The 18,123-nt window shown below is 66.0% G+C and carries 13 protein-coding genes; 10 read left to right on the plus strand and 3 right to left on the minus strand.

Translation table 11 applies throughout. The features are described from left to right. Positions 1-72: 72 nt before the first annotated feature. The gene (gene uvrA, locus HZI36_RS00865) at positions 73-5,952 is read left to right on the plus strand and encodes an excinuclease ABC subunit UvrA (RefSeq protein ID WP_179400720.1); all 5,880 of its coding nucleotides are present in this window, start codon (positions 73-75) and stop codon (positions 5,950-5,952) included. 52 nt (positions 5,953-6,004) lie between these two features. On the opposite strand, the gene HZI36_RS00870 is transcribed toward uvrA, so the two are convergent. Continuing rightward, the gene (locus HZI36_RS00870; RefSeq protein ID WP_179400721.1) at positions 6,005-6,847 is read right to left on the minus strand and encodes a helix-turn-helix transcriptional regulator; all 843 of its coding nucleotides are present in this window, start codon (positions 6,845-6,847) and stop codon (positions 6,005-6,007) included. A gap of 185 nt (positions 6,848-7,032) precedes the next feature. On the opposite strand from HZI36_RS00870, the gene HZI36_RS00875 reads away from it, so the two are divergent. The 6 genes from HZI36_RS00875 to HZI36_RS00900 all read left to right on the plus strand — a co-directional run bounded on the left by HZI36_RS00875 (position 7,033) and on the right by HZI36_RS00900 (position 14,566). Then, complete coding sequence (locus HZI36_RS00875; protein ID WP_179400722.1) at positions 7,033-8,154, plus strand: polyamine ABC transporter substrate-binding protein; 1,122 nt, start codon at positions 7,033-7,035, stop codon at positions 8,152-8,154. A 48-nt stretch (positions 8,155-8,202) separates the two neighbouring features. After that, positions 8,203-9,756 carry a DUF3138 family protein gene (locus HZI36_RS00880; protein ID WP_179400723.1) on the plus strand — a complete coding sequence of 518 codons (1,554 nt, stop codon included), beginning with the start codon at positions 8,203-8,205 and terminating at the stop codon, positions 9,754-9,756. A gap of 56 nt (positions 9,757-9,812) precedes the next feature. Further along, positions 9,813-11,105 (plus strand): NAD(P)/FAD-dependent oxidoreductase, encoded by a 1,293-nt coding sequence (locus HZI36_RS00885; protein ID WP_179400724.1) that lies wholly within the window; start codon positions 9,813-9,815, stop codon positions 11,103-11,105. A 50-nt stretch (positions 11,106-11,155) separates the two neighbouring features. Next, positions 11,156-11,533 (plus strand): cupin domain-containing protein, encoded by a 378-nt coding sequence (locus HZI36_RS00890; RefSeq protein WP_179400725.1) that lies wholly within the window; start codon positions 11,156-11,158, stop codon positions 11,531-11,533. Between the two features lie 48 nt (positions 11,534-11,581). After that, the gene (locus tag HZI36_RS00895) at positions 11,582-12,991 is read left to right on the plus strand and encodes an amidase family protein (protein ID WP_179400726.1); all 1,410 of its coding nucleotides are present in this window, start codon (positions 11,582-11,584) and stop codon (positions 12,989-12,991) included. A gap of 84 nt (positions 12,992-13,075) precedes the next feature. Next, entirely contained in the window at positions 13,076-14,566 is a 1,491-nt protein-coding gene (locus tag HZI36_RS00900; protein ID WP_179401035.1) for an aldehyde dehydrogenase, read from the plus strand. Between the two features lie 40 nt (positions 14,567-14,606). On the opposite strand, the gene HZI36_RS00905 is transcribed toward HZI36_RS00900, so the two are convergent. Beyond that, positions 14,607-15,560 carry a LysR family transcriptional regulator gene (locus tag HZI36_RS00905; protein ID WP_179400727.1) on the minus strand — a complete coding sequence of 318 codons (954 nt, stop codon included), beginning with the start codon at positions 15,558-15,560 and terminating at the stop codon, positions 14,607-14,609. A 101-nt stretch (positions 15,561-15,661) separates the two neighbouring features. On the opposite strand from HZI36_RS00905, the gene HZI36_RS00910 reads away from it, so the two are divergent. Together HZI36_RS00910 and HZI36_RS00915 are read left to right on the plus strand one after the other, a co-directional pair. Next, positions 15,662-16,303: a glutathione S-transferase family protein gene (locus HZI36_RS00910; RefSeq protein WP_246326919.1), complete on the plus strand. Its 642-nt coding sequence runs from the start codon at positions 15,662-15,664 to the stop codon at positions 16,301-16,303. 81 nt (positions 16,304-16,384) lie between these two features. Continuing rightward, the gene (locus tag HZI36_RS00915; protein ID WP_179400728.1) at positions 16,385-16,750 is read left to right on the plus strand and encodes a nuclear transport factor 2 family protein; all 366 of its coding nucleotides are present in this window, start codon (positions 16,385-16,387) and stop codon (positions 16,748-16,750) included. Positions 16,751-16,780: 30 nt separating this feature from the next. Here HZI36_RS00915 and HZI36_RS00920 read toward each other — a convergent pair whose 3' ends face one another. Further along, positions 16,781-17,086, minus strand: coding sequence for a hypothetical protein (locus HZI36_RS00920; RefSeq protein WP_179400729.1), 306 nt, complete (start codon positions 17,084-17,086; stop codon positions 16,781-16,783). Between the two features lie 175 nt (positions 17,087-17,261). On the opposite strand from HZI36_RS00920, the gene HZI36_RS00925 reads away from it, so the two are divergent. Next, positions 17,262-18,119: an MBL fold metallo-hydrolase gene (locus HZI36_RS00925; protein ID WP_179401037.1), complete on the plus strand. Its 858-nt coding sequence runs from the start codon at positions 17,262-17,264 to the stop codon at positions 18,117-18,119. Positions 18,120-18,123 lie beyond the last annotated feature (4 nt).

The raw sequence follows: 18,123 nt of genomic DNA on the forward strand, positions 1-18,123 counted from the left end.
CCGCGCCTGCGGGCGTCCCGCAGCCTTCCGGCGCGGCGAACCCTGGCTAACTCATACAGACGGGCACACGAATTGTCATCAAGCAATCTGATCCGCATTCGCGGAGCGCGTCAGCACAATCTCAAGCATATCGATCTCGATCTGCGTACCGGCGAAATGACGGTCGTCACCGGCCCGTCGGGCTCCGGCAAATCGAGCCTCGTGTTCGACACCCTGTATGCGGAGGGCCAGCGGCGCTACGTCGAGACGTTCAGCGCGTATGCGCGGCAGTTTCTCGACCGGATGGACCGGCCGCAGGTGGACCGCGTCGACGGCGTGCCGCCCGCGATCGCGATCGACCAGACCAATCCGGTCCGCAGTTCACGCTCGACCGTCGGCACGATGACCGAGCTCAACGACCACCTGAAGCTCCTGTACGCACGCGCGGCGGAACTGTTCGACCGCAAGACCGCGCAGCGGGTGCGGCACGACACGCCGGAGACGATCTATGCGGACCTCTTCGCGCGCACGACGGAGCACGATCCGCGTCTCGTGATCACGTTTGCCGTCGAGTTGCCGGAAACCGTGACCGACGAGGAGGTCGAGCAGTGGCTGTCGGCGAGCGGCTATACGCGGGTGCAGGCGCAGCGCGAAGTCGCGTCGCCCACCGGGTCGCGCAAGGTGCTCGACGTGGTGGCCGACCGCTTCCGTCTGCATCAGGTCGACAAGGTGCGCGTCGTCGAGGCGATCGAGGCATCGCTGAAGCGCGGCGGCGGGCGGGTGAATGTCTACGTGCTCGCGCAGGGATCGGACAACCCGGGCGACGGCGCGGCGGCGTCCCAGGTGTGGCGTTACTCCACCGGGCTCCATGATCCTGACAGCGATCTGCGCTATGCGGATCCGCAAGCGGCGTTGTTCTCCTTCAACTCGGCGTACGGCGCGTGCGAAACATGCCGCGGCTTCGGCCGCGTGATCGGCGTCGATCTCGGCCTCGTGATTCCCGACGAGCGCAAGACGCTGCGCGGCGGCGCGATCAAGCCGATGCAGACGCCCGCGTGGAAGGAGTGCCAGGACGACCTGATGCGCTACGCGGCGAAGGCCGACATCCGGCGCGATACGCCGTGGGCCGAACTGTCGTCCGCCGAGCGGGATTGGGTGATCAACGGCTCGCCCGACTGGAACGGCAAGTGGCAGAGCCAGTGGTACGGCGTGAAGCGCTTCTTCGGTTACCTCGAATCGAAAGCGTACAAGATGCATATCCGCGTGCTGCTGTCGAAATATCGCAGCTACACGCCGTGCGAGGTGTGCGGCGGCGCGCGCCTGAAGACGGAGTCGCTGTTGTGGCGGCTCGGCACGAAGGCGAACGCCGACGCGGCGCTCGCGAGCGCCGGCCGCTTCATGCCGCGCGGTGTCGACTGGACCCGCGCGCAGCTCGAAGCGCTGCCCGGCCTGACGGTGCATGACCTGATGCTGCTGCCGATCGAGCGCATCCGCCGCTTCTTCGACGACATCGGCCTGCCGAGCGCGATGCTCGACGATGCGCTGAAGCTGCTGCTCGCCGAGGTGCGCACGCGGCTGAAGTATCTGTGCGACGTCGGGTTGGGCTATCTGACGCTCGACCGGCAGAGCCGCACGCTGTCGGGCGGCGAGGTGCAGCGGATCAATTTGACGACGGCGCTCGGCACGTCGCTCACGAAGACGCTCTTCGTGCTCGACGAGCCGAGCATCGGGTTGCATCCGCGCGACCTGAACCGGATCGTCGACGCGATGCAGCGCTTGCGCGACGCGGGCAATACGCTGGTCGTCGTCGAGCACGATCCGTCGGTGATGCTCGCGGCCGACCGGCTGATCGACATGGGTCCCGGCCCGGGCGAGCGTGGCGGCACGATCGTCTACGACGGCACGCCCGCCGATATCCGGTCGGCCCGCACGCTGACGGGCGAGTATCTCGGCGGCCGCAAACATGTCGCGCATGCGTCGCACTGGTCGCGCCGCCCGGTGGACAAGCACACGCCGCGGATCGTGCTCGACGGCGCGAGCGAGCACAATCTGCGCGACGTCACGGTCGAGATTCCGCTGCAGTGCCTCGTCTGCGTGACCGGCGTATCGGGCTCCGGCAAATCGACGCTGCTGCAGGACGTGCTCTATCCGGCGATGGCGCGGCATCTGGGCAAAGCGACCGAGTCGCCGGGCGCGTACCGCCGGCTCACGGGCGCGGAGCAAGTGAGCGACGTCGTGTTCGTCGATCAATCGCCGATCGGCAAGACCACGCGCTCGAACCCGGCGAGCTATGTCGGCGCGTTCGACGAGATTCGCAAGCTGTTCGCGAAGACGCCGCTCGCGCTGCAACGCGGCTACGGGGCTGGCAGTTTCAGCTTCAACTCGGGCGATGGCCGCTGCCCGACGTGCGGCGGCTCCGGCTTCGAGCACATCGAGATGCAGTTCCTGAGCGACGTCTATCTGCGCTGCCCGGACTGCGACGGCCGGCGCTACCGGGCCGAGATTCTCGACGTGCGCATCGAGCGCGACGACCGCGCGCTCAACATCGCCGATGTACTCGATCTGACCGTCAGCGAAGCCGCGGCGTTCTTCGCCGCCGACGCCGAGGTGCTGCGCGTGCTGCAGCCGATCGTCGACGTCGGGCTCGAATACGTGAAGCTCGGCCAGCCGGTGCCGACGTTGTCGGGCGGCGAAGCGCAGCGTCTGAAGCTGGCGGGCTTTCTCGCCGAGTCTGCGAAGGCCGGCGGTGCCCGCGGTGCTGGCGCCGCGAAAGGGTCGCCCGCCGCGCGTCTTTTCATGTTTGACGAGCCGACTACCGGGCTGCACTTCGACGACATCGCGAAGCTGATGCAGGCGTTCGGCAAGCTGCTCGCGAGCGGCCATTCGCTGATCGTGATCGAGCACAATCTCGACGTGATCCGCGCGGCCGACTGGTTGATCGATCTCGGCCCGGAGGGCGGCGACGGCGGCGGCCTCGTGCTGTGCGCGGGCACGCCGGACGATGTGAAAGCCTGCGCCGGATCGCATACCGGCGCGGCGCTGCTGCACTACGACCGCGCACTGGGCGCCGAAGCAGCGCCCGACCACGAGGGCGTGCCGTTGCAGACCGCGCTGAACGCGGCGCGGGCGCGCCGGGAGGTCGAGGGCGAGAACGTCGTGCGGATCGTCAACGCGCGCGAGCACAATCTGAAGGCGCTCGACGTCGACATTCCGCACGGCAAGTTCAACGTGATCACCGGCGTGTCCGGCTCCGGCAAGTCGACGCTCGCATTCGACATCCTTTTTCACGAGGGGCAGCGTCGCTACCTCGAGTCGCTGAACGCGTACGCGCGCTCGATCGTGCAGCCGGCGGGGCGCCCCGAGGTCGACGCGGTGTACGGCATTCCGCCGACCGTCGCGATCGAGCAGCGGCTGTCGCGCGGCGGCCGCAAGAGCACGGTCGCGACCACGTCCGAGGTGTGGCACTTCCTGCGGCTACTGTATGTGAAGCTCGGCCTTCAGCACTGCATCCATGACGGCACGCCGGTGACGTCGCAATCCGTCGAATCGATCGCCGCGCAGTTGCTGCGCGATCATCGCGGCGAGCATGTCGGGCTGCTCGCGCCGCTCGTCGTCAATCGCAAGGGCGTGTATACGGATCTCGCGAAGTGGGCGAAGGCGCGTGGCAGCACGCATCTGCGTGTCGACGGCGAATTTCTGACGGTGGACCCGTGGCCGAAGCTCGATCGCTTCCGCGAGCATACGATCGAACTGCCGGTCGCCGATATCGTCGTGTCGCCGGACAACGAGGCCGAGTTGAGGCAGCGTCTCGACGAAACGCTCGAGCTCGGCAAGGGCGTGATGCATCTGCTCGCGCCGCTCGACGGCCTGCATCATGCGATGACCAACCAACATTCGACCGCGCAGGTCGGCGAGGTCAAGGTGCTGTCGGTCAAGCGAGCATGCCCGGTGTGCGGCACGAGCTACCCGGAGCTCGACCCGCGCATGTTCTCGTACAACAGCAAGCACGGCTGGTGCACGACCTGCGTGGGCACCGGCCTCGCGCTGACGCGCGAACAGCGTGCGGCCTACGACGACACGGTGCTGGTCGAGGACGGCCGTGGCCGCGAGCAGACGCTGCCTTCCGACGAGCAGGAGCCGGAAGGCGTCGGCGACGCGCCGTGCCCGGATTGCGGCGGCACGCGGCTGAATCCGTCCGCGCGCGCGGTGACCTTCGACGACCATCCGATCGTCGATGTCGCGCACTGGACGGTGTCGGATACGCGCCGCTGGATCGACGGCCTGCAGCTTGCCGGGCGGGACGCCCAGATCGCGCGCGACATCGTCAGCGAGATCGGCAGCCGTCTCGCGTTTCTCGAGGAAGTCGGGCTCGGCTACCTGAGCCTCGATCGCGCGGCGCCGAGCCTGTCGGGCGGCGAGGCTCAGCGCATCCGGCTCGCGGCGCAACTGGGCAGCAACCTGCAGGGCGTCTGCTACGTGCTCGACGAGCCGACGATCGGCCTGCATCCGCGCGACAACCAGATCCTGTTGAACGCACTGCGCAAGCTCGGCGACAAGGGCAATACGCTCGTCGTCGTCGAGCATGACGAAGACACGATTCGCCGCGCCGATCACATCATCGACGTCGGCCCGGGCGCCGGCAAGCGCGGCGGCACGCTGATCGCGCAGGGCGGGGTCGCGGAACTGTCCGCGCAGCCCGCGTCGCTGACCGGCCGCTTTCTCGCGCAACCGATCGTGCATCCGTTGCAGCCGCGTCGCAGCGTGAATGCGCCGGGGGCGATGCACGAACCGGCGGTGCCGGAGCACTGGCTGACGGTGCATGGCGGTAAACTGCACAACCTGCGCGATGTCACGGTCGGCATTCCGCTTGCGCGGCTCGTCGCGGTGACGGGCGTGAGCGGCTCGGGCAAGTCGACGCTCGCGCGCGATGTGCTGATGACGAATCTGCTCGATGCGGTGGGCCGTTCGGTATTGTCGTCGCCGGCCACGCGCCGCGCGCGCAAGGCCGCGCAGCAGCAGGCGCCGCAAGCGGCGAACCGTCGCGCGAGCGTGCTGGCGCGCAGCGCGCCGAGGCCGTCGCTCGACGTCACGCACGCGTGGCAGGGCTGCGAGTCGCTCAGCGGCTGGGAGTCGATCGACCGCGTGCTCGAAGTCGATCAGACGCCGATCGGCAAGACGCCGCGCTCGTGCCCGGCCACCTATATCGGCGTGTGGGACGCGATCCGCAAGCTGTTCGCGGACACGCTGGAGGCGCGCGCTCGCGGTTACACGGCGTCGCGTTTCTCGTTCAACACCGGCGAAGGGCGTTGCCCCGCATGCGAGGGGCAAGGCGTGCGCACGATCGGCATGAGCTTTCTGCCCGACGTGAAGGTGCCGTGCGATGTGTGCCATGGGCAGCGCTTCAATCCGGAGACGCTCGCGGTCACGTGGCGCGGCCGGAACATTGGCGACGTGCTGACGATGGAGATCGACGAAGCGGCCGAGTTCTTCGCGCCGATACCGAACATCGCGCATCCGCTGCAACTGATGAAGGACGTCGGCCTCGGTTACCTGACGCTCGGCCAGCCGTCGCCGACGTTGTCCGGTGGCGAGGCGCAGCGCATCAAGCTCGTCACCGAGCTCAGCAAGGTGCGCGACGACATCACGCGGCGCGGCCAGAAAGCGCCGCATACGCTATACGTGCTCGATGAACCGACCGTGGGCCTGCATATGGCGGACGTCGCGAGGCTGATCCGTGTGCTGCACCGGCTCGTGGATGCGGGGCACAGCGTCGTCGTGATCGAGCACGATCTCGATGTGATCGCGGAAGCGGACTGGATCATCGACCTCGGCCCGGAGGGGGGCGTCGGAGGCGGCGCGATCGTGGCGGCCGCGCATCCGGAAGGGCTCGTGCGGGTGAGCGCGAGTCATACCGGGCGCGCGCTCGAACCCGTGCTGGCGCGAAGCGCCGCGGACCGGGGCGAGCAGGGGTGATGACGAGAGGCGGGAGTCGGTTGAACGCGCTGCATCCGATCTGGGTTGCGTGTCACGCGCTTGCTGCACCGTTTCGCTGCGGTACCGCGTTCAGGACGAGGGTAATCAACTGCCGCCTCGACTCGATCCCGAGCTTGGCAAATGCACGCTTCGCGTAAGTCTCGACCGTCGTCGGCTTGAGTTCCATCGATTGCGCGATCGCCCGGGTCGTCATGCCCCGTATGAACGACGAACAGACGTAAGCCTCGCGCGGCGTCAGCTTGTCGTGCAGCGCCGGCAACCACCGCGCAAGGTCGTTGCAATCGGATGAGCGGGTTTCGTCATCGTCGAGCGCGATCGCGCCCAGCAGCCGGTCATGCGCCGCGGACATCGGGAGCACGACCGCCGCGACCTGCTTCAGGATACTCAGTTCTCGCAACGAAAATGCCGGCAGGCGCTGCGATCGCGCCATCGAGATCGAATATCGCGCGCCGTTCGTCACGCGCGTGACCAGGCATTCGTCATGAATGTCCGCGACATCGAAGAATAGATTCCTGAGTTCGCTCGTGACTCTTGCGGCGGACACCTGCACAAGCTGCACGTCTTCTTCATCGCTGATTCCGTCGTACGTGCCGTCCTGGCTGGCATAACTGCGGTAGTAGTGCCGCATGGCCCGTCCGACCAGTTCCCGATCACGCCCATAGCTGCCAAGCCAGCCGATGTTGCGCTGTCCGGTGGGGGAGGTGCGTGCGTAATCGATATGCACCGCATCGAAGTCGACCAGTCGCACGACGCTGTCATAGACCGACTGGATGAATTGCGGGCTGCCAATGGCCTCCGCGACGACGCTCAACGCGTCCGCCAGGAAAGCGAACTGGTTTAGCTGTATCTCCCGGCCGGGGGAAGCGGAACTCATTGTCGTGACTCTCGATATCCATGGGGAGGCGCTACAGGTATCACGAAAAATTGCGCGTGCCTACGCGGGAATTCACGCAATCCCGTCGTTTCCGCTACGCGACTTGTCCTTCATTTACGGGACAGACGGCGCATACCGCGATCTTTAAAGTCCTTCCAGACGCCCACCCCACCAGGAGAATTCCCATGCGTGCCCGTTATCGCCGCCGCCCGATCGTTCGCGCCGTGCTCGCCACATCGACCGGCCTCGCGCTCGTCGCGAGTCATCCGGCCCAGGCCGGCGACACCAATCTGAACGTCTACAACTGGTCCGAATACGTCGCGAAGGACACGGTGCCGAATTTCGAGAAACTGACCAGCATCAAAGTCCGTTACGACAGCTACGACAGCGATGACACGCTGCAGACCAAACTGCTTGCCGGCAGTTCAGGCTACGACATCGTCGTGCCGACATCGAATTATCTCGCGCAGCAGATCCAGGCCGGCGTGTACCAGAAGCTCGACAAGTCGAAGCTGCCGAATCTCATGAATCTCGACCCGGCGCTGATGAAGATGGTCGCGAAGGCCGATCCGGGCAATCAGTACGGCGTGCCGTGGGCATGGGGCACGACCGGCATCGGCTACAACGTCGACGCGGTCCGCAAGCGGCTCGGCGACGGTGCGCCGACCGATAGCTGGGCGCTGCTGTTCGATCCGGCGAACGCGTCGAAGCTGAAGGGCTGCGGCGTGTCGCTGCTCGACGCGCCGGACGCCGCGTTTGCCGCGACGCTGCAGTATATGGGTAGGGATCCTAACAGCAAGAACCCGGCCGACTATCAGGCCGCTTACGACGTGCTGAAGAAGATTCGTCCGTACGTCACGCAATTCAGCTCGGCGGGCTACGCGGACGATCTCGCGAACAACGATGTCTGTGTCGCGCTCAGTTGGTCGGGCGATGTCGGCGTGGCGCGGCGGCGCACGCTGGATGCGAAACGCGCGTACGAGATCCGGTACGTCAATCCGAAAGAAGGCGGCCTGCTGTGGTTCGACGTGATGGCGATCCCGAAGGACGCGCCGCACCCCGAGGCCGCGTTGAAGTGGATCAACTACATCGAGGATCCGAAAGCGAACGCGGCCATCACGAACGAGATCTTCTATCCGAGCGCAAACAAGGCCGCGCGCGCGTTCGTGACGCCCGCGATCGCGCAGGACCCGGGCGTCTACGTGCCTGACGCCGCGCTCGCCAGGATGGCGCTCGCGATGCCGAGAAGCGCCGAGATCGCGCGGCTGCAGAACCGTCTGTGGCTGCAACTGAAGACCGGTGGCTGAAGAAGACGGCAGGGATTCATCGACGTGACGATTACCAGGAGACAGTCCATGAAGAAGAGGTTCCTCTGCGCGGTGGTGGCCGGGGTGCTGCCGGGGCTCGCCGCCGCGAGCCCGACCAGCGATCAGATCAGAGCCCTGCAGCAGCAGCTCGAGTCGTTGCGGCAGCAGGTCAACGCACTTCGATCGGCGCTTGCCGAGAAGCCGACTGGCGCGCCGGCGTCCGCCGGCAGCGCTGCCGCCGCCCCGTCGTCGCCGGGTGACGGCAGCGCGCCCGCGATGCTGACCAACGACGACGTCGCGGAGATCAGGCAGCAGGTCGCGAGCCAGCAGTTGAAGGTCGACGCGTTGACCGACGCGGCTCAGACCGGCCCGATCGCGGGGCTGTCGGTCACCGGCTATCTGGACCCGACCTATCTGTATAACCGCGCCGCGGGCACATCGGCATTCCAGTTCGCGAACCACGAGAACGCGTACACGTATTACAACAGCACGTTCGGCGACGTTTATCTCGACATCAAGAAGACGTTCGGCGTCGGGCCAACGGCGCCGTCCGCGGAAATCACGCTGATGCCGAATCGTGGCGCGGGACTGTCGATGATGACCGGCAGCGGCTCGAGCGGCCTCGATATCGTCAATACGGCGGTCGTCACCGTGCCGTTGTCGGGCACGACCGCGTTCGTCGGCGGGCTCGTATCCGGTTTTGGCGGCTATGAGTACCAGCAGTCGAACCAGATGCTGACGTTGACGCACAACCTGCTGTACGACTTTTCCGATCCGGGCTCGTCGATTGGCATAGGCCTCAACCATCAGAGCGCGAGCGGCCAGTGGGCATGGAAGTTCTTCGTCGGCAACGAGCAGTTCCGCAGCGCGGGAGCGATCACGCAGACCGGCGTGAACGCGTTCGGCGATCCGGTCACGACGAGCAACAAGGTGCCGACCTTTACCGCACGCGTCGACTATATGCACGGCAGCGCGCTCGACGTCGGCGGCTCGGTCAACATCGGTCGCCAGACGCTGCCGAGCGCGATCGACCCGGTGACTGGCAGCCCGCGGTACGGCTTCGGCGGCAATGCGCCGAGCGCGTACGGGGCGTTCCTCTTCGGCGAAGCGGATGCCACCTACACGCTGGCCGACGCGCAGTACAACGCGGAACTCGATTACGGCCAGCAGCAGCACGGCGCGTTCAATGGCGGCCTCGCTCAATGGTTCGGTCTGTCGCTGCTCGCCCATCGAAAATTCAATCTGCCGGTGGTCGGGCGCATGGGCGCGACGCTGCGCTACGACGTTCTCGTCAACCGGAAGAACGGTGGCGGCGGCTCGTCGATCGCGCTGAACGGCAACGGGATGGATCCGTTCAACGGCCTCGGCATCGATGCGGACTGCCTTGCGATGTCGAGGGCGAACGGCGGCGTCGGCTTCGAGTGCAAGGGCGCAACGCGCCAGGATCTCGCATTCGATCTGCTGTTCTATCCGACTCAGCAAGTCACCGTGAAAGTCGAATATCGCCACGACTGGGCGAGCAACAAGGTTTTCCTGCGTCACGACGGATCGTACGTGAAATCGAACGATCTGCTGGCGACACAGCTCATTTACTCGTTCTGATGCGATGGCGGCGCCGGCTTGCGACAAAGGGCCGGCGCCGATCGCGAATCCTACTCATGCTCAAGTTCGAAAATCAGGCACACGCTCCGTCGTACTACGCGGCTACCGCGAACGACGCCACGCGTCACATGCCGCTCGACGCGCCGGTTTCCGCCGACGTCTGCGTGATCGGCGGCGGACTCACCGGCTTGTCCGCCGCGCTCGATCTCGCGGAGCGCGGCTACTCGGTCGTGCTGGTCGAGGCGTCGAAAATCGGCTGGGGGGCGAGCGGCCGCAACGGCGGCCAGCTGATTGCCGGCTACGCGTGCGAAATCGATACGTTTTCGGCATACATGCCGGAAGAAGACGTGCGGCGGGTGTGGTCGATGGGGCTGGAGTCGATCGAGATCGTCAAGGCGCGGGTCGATCGGCACCGGATCGAATGCGACCTGACCTTCGGCTACCTGACCGCAGCGAACAAGCCGCGCCACGTCGACGCGCTGCGCGCGTGGCGGGACGCCGCTGCGTCGCGCTTCGGATATCGGGAGTACGAATATGTCGCGCGTGACGACATGCACCGTTTCGTCGCGTCGGACCGTTACGCGGGTGGTCTTTACCACGCGGGAAGCGGTCACCTGCATCCGCTCAACTACACGCTCGGCCTCGCACGCGCGGCGCGTGAAGCGGGGGTGGCGCTTCACGAGGAGACGAGCGCGCACGCGATCGAAAAGACCGCGCTTGGACATCGCGTGACGTGCACGCGCGGGCAAGTGGATGCGCGCTACGTCGTGCTCGCGGGTAACGCGTATCTCGGCCGTCTCGCCCCGGCGCTCGCGCGCAAGATCATGCCGGTCGCGACATATCTGATCGCGACCGAACCGCTCGGTGCCGCACGCGCGCGGGCGGCGCTGCCGGCGAATGCGGCGATCTGCGATTGCAATGCCGCGCTCGACTATTTCCGGTTGTCCAGCGACAACCGATTGCTCTGGGGGGGCAAGGCGAGCAGTTCGACGCGTACGCCGCGCGACCTTGCCACGGCGATGCGGCGGGACATGCTGAAGACGTTTCCGCAACTCGCCGACGTGAAGATCGAGTACGCGTGGGGCGGTTTCGTCGACGCGACGATGAACCGCGCGCCGCATTTCGGCCAACTCGAGCCGACCGTCTATTTCGCGCAGGGTTTTTCCGGGCACGGCGTGAACGTGACGGGGCTCGCGGGCCGGATGATTGCGGAAGCGATCGATGCGCAGGCTGCCCGCTTCGACCTGTTCGGCCGGATTCGGCATCGCGATTTCCCGGGCGGCAGCTGGCTGCGTACGCCGATGCTGGCGCTCGCGATGACCTGGCATCGGATGATGGACTGGCTGTGAACGCGCCGGCCGTTTCACATCGAATTTCGACTACATCTATTGGAGGTTTCATGGCGGACATCACGAGCATCGTCGACCTGAACGGGCGTGCCGCGACCGAGCGCGAGATTCGCGTGCCGCAGGCGCTGTTGCTGGCGGGCGACCCGATGCAGACGCTGACGCATCACTACATCAGTCCGTGCGGGCAGTTCAGCTGCGGTATCTGGGAGAGCACGCCCGGCCATTGGACGATCGAGTACGACGAGTCCGAGTATTGCGAGATGCTGAGCGGTGTCGCGATCATTCGCGACACCGCGGGCAACGAAAAGGTGCTGCGCGCCGGCGATCGTTTCGTGATTCCGACGGGCTTTCGCGGGACGTGGGAAGTGGTCGACGCATGCAGAAAGATCTACACGTCGCATGCGCCGAAGGCGGCGGTGCTCGCGTAGCGCCGTCGCGGATCAACGTCAACCATCAGGATCGACAAGGAGCATCGGATGACACAAGAATTGTGGCGCATGAGCGCGACCGAGATGGCGGAGCGGGTTGCGCGTCGAGACGTTTCGTCGCTCGAACTGACGCGGAGCGCGCTGCAGCGGCTCGAGGCCGTCAATCCTCATATCAACGCGGTAGTCGACGTGCTGACGGACAGTGCGCTGCTTGCGGCGTCGCAGGCCGACGCGGCGCTTGCGCGTGGTGAAGCCGTGGGCCCGTTGCACGGCGTGCCGGTGACGGTGAAGATCAACGTCGACATGGCGGCGTGCGCGACGACGAACGGCGTCGTCGCATTCAAGGATCTCGTCGCGCGCGAAGACAGTCCGGTGGTCGCGAATCTGCGCAAAGCCGGCGCGATCGTGATCGGCCGCACGAACGCGCCGGCGTTCTCGTACCGCTGGTTCACCGACAACGACCTGCACGGGCGCACGACGAATCCGTGGCATTCACGGGTGACGCCCGGCGGATCAAGCGGAGGCGCCGCCGCGGCGGTCGCGGCCGGTATCGGCGCGATTGCGCACGGCAACGACCTCGGCGGCTCGATCCGGTATCCGGCGTATGCCTGCGGGGTGGCCGGATTGCGCCCGAGCGCCGGCCGGGTACCGGCGTACAACCCGACGCAGTCCGCGGACCGGACGCTCGCGGTTCAGCTCGCGTCGGTGCAGGGGCCGCTCGCCCGAACGGTCGGCGATTTGCGAATCGCGCTGGCGGCGATGGCGGGCGGCGACGCGCGCGACGCATGGTGGGTGCCCGCCGTGTCGAGCGATCGCGGCGCATCGTTGCCGGCACGCGTGGCGGTGTGCGCGGAACTGCCGGGCATTCACACCGACCCGGCCGTTCGCGACGCCGTCCGGCAAGCGGCGCGCTGGCTCGAGGACGCCGGCTGCATCGTCGAGGAAGCGGTGCCGCCGCGATTGAGCGAAGCGTGCGCGTTGTGGCTGGATCTCGTCACCAACGAATCCCGGAGCGGGCTCGGCGACATCATCATGCGGCACGGCGACGAGTCGATCAGGACCGCGTTCGCGAGCCAGCGACGCCTCGCGGCACCGCTCGATCTCGTCGGTTACGTGAATGGTCTCGCGCGGCGCACCGGCATCCTGCGCGACTGGCAGTGCTTCTTCGAGCGTTACCCGGTGCTGCTGATGCCGGTCTCGTGCGCGAAGCCGTTTGCAATCGACGAGGACCAGCGCGGTGACGATGCGGTGCGACACATTCTCGACATGCAGAGTCCGCTGCTGGCTACCGCGTTGCTCGGGTTGCCCGGCTTGTCCGTTCCCACGGGGTTGTGCGACGGCGTCCCAATGGGCGTGCAGCTCGTTTCGGGTCGTTTCCAGGAGGCGCAGTGTCTCGCCGCGGGCGAAGCGATCGAAGCGCGAGCCGGCACGCTGACGCCGATGGATCCGGTGAGGTAAACGCGACCGGGCGCGACACGCACTGAGCGGATGCCGGTGCGCCTCGATGCCGGGCGGCGACAATGGAATTTCGGACTATTGATCATGCAGAGAACGTTTATCGAGTGGCAGGCGAAGGCGGCCACACTGACTGTCGACGGGCGCGCGTTCATCGACGGCGCGTTACGCGATGCGCAAAGCGGGCGAACCTTTTCATGCGCGAGCCCGATCGATGGCCGCATCCTCGCGGAGGTCGCGGACTGCGGGGCGGCGGACGTCGATGCGGCCGTTGCGGCGGCCAGACGCGCCTTCGAAGCGAGGACATGGTGCGGCATGAGTCCGCGGGCTCGCAAGGCGATCCTGTTACGCTGGGCCGCGCTGATACGTGAGCGTCGCGACGAACTGGCGTTGCTCGAAACGCTCGACGTAGGCAAGCCGATCAGCGACACGACGGCGATCGACGTGCCGGCCACCGCGCACTGCATCGAATGGTACGCCGAGGCGATCGACAAGGTCGTGGGCGAGGTCGTGCCTGCCGACCCCCATCTCGTCGGCCTCGTGACTCGTGAGCCGGTCGGGGTCGTGGCTGCCGTCGTGCCGTGGAATTTCCCGCTTCTGATGGCGGCGTGGAAGTTCGCGCCGGCGTTGGCCGTCGGCAACAGCGTCGTACTCAAGCCTTCGGAGAAGTCGCCGATGACCGCCATTCGCGTCGCGGAGCTGGCGCGTGAAGCGGGTCTGCCGTCGGGGGTATTCAACGTCGTGCCCGGTGGTGCCGAGCCGGGGAGGCTGCTCGCGCAGCATGCGGACGTCGACTGCATCGCTTTCACGGGGTCGACGCATACCGGGCGCCAGATCATGACGCATGCCGCGCAATCCAACCTGAAACGTGCATGGCTGGAACTGGGCGGAAAGTCGCCGAACATCGTGCTGCCCTGTTGCGCCGATCTCGAACGCGCGGCCAGGACGGCGGCGGAGGCGATCTTCTTCAACATGGGCGAGGTGTGCACGGCCGGCTCGCGACTGCTCGTCCATCGGGACGTCAAGGACGAGGTCGTCGCGAATCTGATCGCCGCTGCCCGTGCGTTCGCCCCGGGACATCCGCTTGATCCGGCCGTGCGAATGGGGCCGATCGTCGACCGCGCGCAGTTTGAGCGCGTGATGGGATTCATCGACACCGGTCGCCGGGAAGGCCGGGTCCTAACGGGCGGCTCGCGCGTCAGGGAGGAAACGGGGGGCTTCTACATCGAACCGACCGTGTTCGAAGTCAACGCGGACGCAACGGTCGCCCGCGACGAAATCTTCGGGCCGGTGCTGTCGGTGATCGAGTTCGGCGATATCGATGAAGCGGTGAGCCTCGCGAACGACACCGAATACGGGTTGGCGGCCGCCGTGTGGTCGGACGATCTGACGACCGCGCATCGCGTCGCGGCGCGTCTGCGGGCGGGCACGGTCTGGGTCAACGGCTATGGCGACGGCAGTGACGACATGAATTTCCCGTTCGGCGGGTACAAGCAGTCGGGTAACGGCCGGGACAAGTCGCTGCACGCGTTGGAGAAATATTCCGAATTGAAATCGACCGTCATACGGCTTTGCTGAGCGCGCGGCCCGATTGGGCGTATGGGTCTGGCGGGCATCATCACGTTGCGCGACGGCTCGGCGGCTTCCAGCCCATGAGCGTCTCCGCCCGCCATTCCGCGGTGGTCAGCCTGGCGATGAAGAAATCGGCCAGCGCGCCCACCTTGGCCGGTCGTGCGCGGGCGGTGGGCGTGACGAAATACAGGCCGCCTTCGGGCAAGCGCCAGTCGGTCAAAATCGGTTCCAGCTGCTGGTCCGGAAAATACTGCGTCGCGACAAATTCGGGCAGCTCGGTGATCGCCAGCCCCGCGAGCACCGTGGGCAGCAACGCTTCCACGTTCGTTCCGCGCAACGCGCCGGCCGGCGTGACCGTGCATGCCTCGCCGCTCGGGTGGGCAAAGCGCCAGACGTCGCGCTTGCTCCTGTTGACGTAGGTCAGACACGGGTGGGCGCCCAGATCATGCGGGTGCTGCGGGCGGCCGTGGCGGGACAGATAGGCGGGAGAGGCGACGACAAACCGCCGCACGGGTGCGATGAGACGCGCGACGAGGGACGAGTCGTCCATGATCGCGATCCGCAGCGCGGCATCGAAACCTTCCCCGATCAGATCGGCATGGGCATCCGTGAGGTGAAGATCCACGGAAATATCCGGATAGGTCCGGAAAAATTCGGGCAACAACGGGGCAACCCAGCGAGCGCCGAAGGAGAGCGGCGCCGCGAGCTTGACGAGACCACGCGGCCGGCTCGAGGTCTCGCGTGCGAAATCCTCGGTTTCCTCGGCCGCGGCGTAGATTCTCGCGGCGCGTTCGGCGAGCGTGTGGCCATAGTCCGTGAGTGCGAGTCGCCGCGACGAACGGTTGAACAGTCGGCCGCCCAGCCGCTCTTCAACGCGCGTCACGGCCCGGGAGACCGTGGCGACCGACACGCCCATGGCGGCGGCCGCCGCGGCGAACGAGCCTTCTTCGGCGACCTTCGCGAACATCGCGAGCCCTTCAAAATCCGGAAGCTTTGACATCGACAATTCTGCAACGATGGTTTGCGTTCATTTCTATTTCGAAAAATAGCATGTCGCCGTAAATTTGTCTCACCGGCGCTTCAGTCCGGATCTAGGAAAAAATGGATACGACCATGCTCGAAGTTCATGCATTCGCGACACCCAACAGCGTCAAAGTGCCGATCGCACTGGAAGAGATGGGGCTCGACTACCGGCTCGTTCCGGTCAACCTGCGCCAGGGCGAGCAGAAGACCGACGCGTTCAAGGCGATGAATCCCAGCGCGAAAGTCCCGGTGCTGATCGACCGTTCCGTTCCCGAGGACGGCGGCGTGGTACTCGGCGAATCCGCCGCGATCCTGGTCTACCTTGCCGAGAAGACCGGACAACTGCTTCCGAAGGACGGCATCCGCCGTGGCAAGGTCTTCGAGCAACTTTTCTTTCACGCGTCCGGCCTCAGCCCGGCGTTCCTCCACGCGTTTCTGGTCGCGATCCAGTCGTCGCCTCAACCGGAAGCCCGGGCGCGCGCGCTGGCGGAGGTCGACCGGACGCTGGGCGTGCTCGATCAGGCGCTCGAGCATCACCGGTACGTTGCCGGCGACGCGTACAGCATCGCGGACATCGCCCATTTCGGGTGGGTGTGGCGTCATCAGGCGATCGGTGCAACGCTCGACAAATTTCCAGCCGTCGCGCGATGGTACGCGGAGATCTCGGCTCGACCGGCTGTGGTCAGAGCTATCGCAAAGACCCTGGCGCTTGCGCAGTAATCCGCTGCGGGCTTCCATTTTTCAATCATCGACACCACGCGGCTCGGTGCAGTCCGCAATCGATTACTCAGGAGAAATGTCATGAACGACCGTATCGTTGAACTGCTTCATCGCAACCTGCAGGAGGTCTTCGGTGAAGGCGATGCAACGCGCCGTCGCGCGGCCATCGAGGCGCTCTATACGGAAGACTGTGTCGTCTACACGCCGGAGGGTGCGCTGGTCGGGCAGGACACGCTCGATAAATTTGCCGGCGATCTTCGCGCGATGCATCCGCATTTCGCCTATACGGCGCACGGCGAACCTCAGGCGCTTCACAACGCCGGTCGCCTGGCCTGGGGCTCCGGACCGCGCGGTGAGGCGCCTGACTATACGGGCCTGGACGTGATCATCGTTCGCGACGGGAAGATCGCGGCGCTCTATGTGTTTCTCGATTCCATGCCGTCGTAGTGCGAGCGGGCGGGGGCGCGTCGACACGACTCAAAAATCCTTTCGCATCCTGTGCAGCAAGTCGCCGGCCGATTCGTGCGTGTTCACCGCGTTGATGATGTCGGTCAGAAACCAGGGCAGGTTCAGTTGCGTGTCGGAATTGCTCACGCACACACGGACTAACGGCGGCTTTGACGGGGCGCGAGGGTTACGCGTCGCGTCGGCAGAGGAAGGTGGGACGCAATTTCTTGCGTTCGCCGGAACCGGTGGGACGTTGCCCTGGCTCGCGCCGGCGACTGTCGGCAAGCTCGCGGCGGCCAGCGCAATCAGTACGGCGATAGAGCGAACGCGCTTCATTCGTGTCTCCGGCGATGCTCGTTTGACATGATGGCCGATCGCGAGTTCGGTCGTCTGAGGTGAGCGCCGCGCGCAGTGGGAAGACCTGCCAGATTGCACCGTGATGTTTTGTCGCCAGCAAATGATGCGACAGACGGGTAAGCTTGACCACGACTTCCCGGAACTGGAGCATCGAATGAAGCCGACACGCAACCCCGACTCCGCGCCGGGGGAGTGGTACATCGACACGGCGTGCATCGATTGCGGCGCATCGCGCCACGTCGCGCCCGGGCTGATTGTCGAACGAAACGACAAGAGTGTCTTCGTTCGACAACCCGTCACGCAGGAAGAGCAGCTTGCCGCCTGGCGCGCGGTGCTCGTCTGCCCGACCGCATCGGTACGCAGCGAAACGAAGCAGCCTCGCCCGAGCGTCGACCTCTTTCCGCAGCCAGTCACAACGGACGTGTGGCGCTGCGGATTCAACGCACGATCGTCGTTTGGCGCGCATTCGTATTTTGCCGCGCGTCCGGACGGCAATCTGCTGATCGACTCACCGCGCTACACGGCGGAACTCGTGAAATGGTTCGACGACGCCGGCGGCATTGCGCACGTCCTTCTGTCGCATGCCGACGACGTCGCGGATGCCGACAAATATGCGCGCCGGTTCGGCGCGCGCGTCTGGATTCATCGAGAGGACAGGTCGGCCGCCCCCTATGCTTCGGATCTGCTGGACGACGGGGCGGCGCGGATCATTGCGGCCGGCGTGCGCGCGATCCCGCTGCCCGGGCACACGCGGGGGAGTGTCGGCTATCTGCTCGATGATCGCGTGCTCTTCTCGGGCGATTCGCTTGCCTGGAGCCCGCGCGAGCAAGACCTTGTCGCGTTCAGGGACGCGTGCTGGTACTCATGGACGGCGCTTGCCGAATCGCTCGGCAAGCTGGCCGCGTATCGTTTCGAGTGGTTGCTGCCGGGCCACGGTTGGTCGGCAAACTTGCCGGCCGACGAAATGAGCGAGCGCCTGCTCGCGCTGGTTGCGCGGATGAGAAAGGATTGAAGTC

The organism is Burkholderia guangdongensis (assembly GCF_013403875.1).
Classification (GTDB): Bacteria; Pseudomonadota; Gammaproteobacteria; order Burkholderiales; family Burkholderiaceae; genus Burkholderia; species Burkholderia guangdongensis.

Bases quoted from the DNA above. Each gene is read 5' to 3' on its own strand.
- HZI36_RS00885 (WP_179400724.1), top strand. From the start codon at position 9,813: ATGCTCAAGTTCGAAAATCAGGCACACGCTCCGTCGTACTACGCGGCT.
- HZI36_RS00900 (WP_179401035.1), top strand. From the start codon at position 13,076: ATGCAGAGAACGTTTATCGAGTGGCAGGCGAAGGCGGCCACACTGACT.
- HZI36_RS00925 (WP_179401037.1), top strand. From the start codon at position 17,262: ATGAAGCCGACACGCAACCCCGACTCCGCGCCGGGGGAGTGGTACATC.
- HZI36_RS00875 (WP_179400722.1), top strand. From the start codon at position 7,033: ATGCGTGCCCGTTATCGCCGCCGCCCGATCGTTCGCGCCGTGCTCGCC.
- HZI36_RS00905 (WP_179400727.1), bottom strand. From the start codon at position 15,560: ATGTCAAAGCTTCCGGATTTTGAAGGGCTCGCGATGTTCGCGAAGGTC.
- HZI36_RS00915 (WP_179400728.1), top strand. From the start codon at position 16,385: ATGAACGACCGTATCGTTGAACTGCTTCATCGCAACCTGCAGGAGGTC.
- HZI36_RS00920 (WP_179400729.1), bottom strand. From the start codon at position 17,086: ATGAAGCGCGTTCGCTCTATCGCCGTACTGATTGCGCTGGCCGCCGCG.
- HZI36_RS00880 (WP_179400723.1), top strand. From the start codon at position 8,203: ATGAAGAAGAGGTTCCTCTGCGCGGTGGTGGCCGGGGTGCTGCCGGGG.
- HZI36_RS00890 (WP_179400725.1), top strand. From the start codon at position 11,156: ATGGCGGACATCACGAGCATCGTCGACCTGAACGGGCGTGCCGCGACC.
- HZI36_RS00870 (WP_179400721.1), bottom strand. From the start codon at position 6,847: ATGAGTTCCGCTTCCCCCGGCCGGGAGATACAGCTAAACCAGTTCGCT.
- HZI36_RS00895 (WP_179400726.1), top strand. From the start codon at position 11,582: ATGACACAAGAATTGTGGCGCATGAGCGCGACCGAGATGGCGGAGCGG.
- HZI36_RS00910 (WP_246326919.1), top strand. From the start codon at position 15,662: ATGGATACGACCATGCTCGAAGTTCATGCATTCGCGACACCCAACAGC.